Origin of the sequence: Candidatus Burkholderia verschuerenii, assembly GCF_001189365.1 — a bacterium.
GTDB lineage: Bacteria > Pseudomonadota > Gammaproteobacteria > Burkholderiales > Burkholderiaceae > Caballeronia > Caballeronia verschuerenii.
This window is the reverse complement of sequence record NZ_LFJJ01000343.1, coordinates 1-2,101: the sequence shown is the minus strand read 5'-3', so window position 1 is coordinate 2,101 and position 2,101 is coordinate 1. Positions and strand designations below refer to the sequence as shown.

The 2,101-nt window shown below is 64.8% G+C and carries 2 pseudogenes; both read right to left on the bottom strand.

Features of this window, described 5'->3' with window-relative positions:
- Positions 1 to 128: 128 nt before the first annotated feature.
- Positions 129 to 1,539: pseudogene (locus tag BVER_RS35450) on the bottom strand (ABC transporter ATP-binding protein); the annotation flags it as partial.
- Positions 1,536 to 1,976 (bottom strand): annotated as a pseudogene (locus BVER_RS28710) (ABC transporter permease subunit); the annotation flags it as partial. The pseudogenes BVER_RS35450 and BVER_RS28710, both read right to left, overlap by 4 nt.
- Positions 1,977 to 2,101 lie beyond the last annotated feature (125 nt).

The following is a 2,101-nucleotide window of genomic DNA, read 5'->3' as shown; positions in this document are numbered from 1 at the left end:
GCTCCCCTGCCGACGCTTCGCCGATCACCTCGCGGTGACCTGCGCACGGCTCGGGGCCGATGTGGTTCGCTACTCCTTCATCGCAGTGGACTTTCACCACCTACTCCTTGCCGGTCTACCGGCGCACCCAGAACTTGAGTCTGGATCGATACATCGAGCGCACTGGTCGGTTCGTCGAGTATCAAAATGCTCGGTTCGAGCACCAGCGCGCGGGCAATCGCGATGCGCTGCCGTTGGCCGCCCGAGAATTCATGTGGATATCGCGTCAATGCCGTGCGGTCAAGCCCGACCTCGCGCAGCACCGCCACCACTTTCGCGTGGCACGCGGCCGAATCCAGTTCCGGCCGATGCAGCGCCAGCCCTTCCCCGACGATCCGCTCCACCGTCTGCCGTGGCGATAGCGAACTGAACGGGTCCTGAAACACCACTTGCAGATTCGAGCGCAGCACGGTTTTTTCGCGTCCGCGAAAATCGCCGAGCGCGCGGCCCTGGAACTGCACCGCGCCGGTCGAGACGCGTTGCAGGCCGAGCAAGGCCATCGCGAGCGTCGACTTGCCCGAGCCCGATTCGCCGACGATGCCGAGCGTCTCGCCCTGCCGCACCATCAGCGTGACGTCGTCGACCGCCTTGAAATTGCCGTGACGGAACCAGCCCGCGACGCCGGGCAGACGCGTCGGGAAATCGACCGAAATGCTGTTGGCGTCGAGCAGCGTCGGCGCAATCGGCAGCACGGGCAACACGGCGCGCTTCGGCTTGCTCCCGAGCAGCCGTTGTGTGTAAGCGTGCTGCGGCGCTTCGAAAATCCTGTCGGTCGTGCCGCTTTCGACCAGCACGCCCTTCTCCATCACCGCGACGCGTTGCGCGAAGCGTCGCACCAGATTCAGATCATGCGTGATCAAGAGCACCGCCATGCCGCGCTTTTCGGCTTCGTCGCGCTGGAGTTCGAGCAGCAGTTCGACGATCTGCGCGCGGATGGTCACGTCGAGCGCGGTGGTCGGCTCGTCGGCGAGCAAGAGACGCGGACGGCACGCCAGCGCCATCGCGATCATCACGCGCTGGCGCTGTCCGCCCGACAACTGATGCGGATAGCTGTCCACGCGACGCTGCGGCTCCGCGATGCCCGTGCGCTCGAGCAGCGCGATCGCGCGTTTGCGCGTTTGCGCGTTTGCGCGCCTCGCGCGGCGACGCGCCGTCGTGAAGCTGGATCGTCTCGCCGATCTGATCGCCGACCGTGTAGAGCGGATTGAGCGCGGTCATCGGCTCCTGGAAGATCATCGCGATATCGGAGCCGCGCAGGCCGCGCATTTCGCGCTCGCTCTTCGCGAGCAGATCCTGACCGTCGAAGCGGATCGAGCCGCCGAGTTCGGCGTCGCGCACGAGGCGCAGGATCGACAGCGCCGTCACGCTCTTGCCGGAACCGGATTCGCCCACCAGCGCCACGCGTTCGCCCGCGTGGATATCGAGACTCGCGCCATCGACGGCGAGCGTGTCGCCGAAACGCACGCGCAAATCCCTGATCGAAAGAAGCGGCTCGCTCACTGGCCGCCTCCTGCTTTGACCGCATCCGATATGCGCGTGTCGAGCGCGTTGCGCAAGGCATCGCCCATGAAGGTCAGCAGCAGCAGCAGCGTCGCGACCAGCACGCCGAATGTCGACAGCGATATCCACCACGCGTCGAGATTGGCCTTGCCCTGCGCGAGCAATTCCCCGAGCGACGGCGTCGGCGACGGCACGCCGAGGCCGAGAAAATCGAGGCTCGTCAGCGCGAGAATCGCCCCGCTCATGCGGAACGGCAAAAACGTGATGACCGGCGTCAGACTGTTCGGCAACACATGCCGCCAGATGATCTGCCAGTTCGACAGACCCATCGCGCGGGCGGCGCGCACATAGTCTTGCGTGCGATTGCGCAGAAATTCCGCGCGCACGTAATCCGATAGCCCGATCCAGCCGAACAACGGCAAAAGGACTATTAATAAGTGCGACGCGTGTCGCCGTCCGCCGGACGTAAATCGGCAACGTAGGGGATGGCAAAGCTCTTCTCTGCCTTGTCACATTCAACCACCAGAACATCGGAGCGTGAAGCCGTGACCTGCTGTACGAC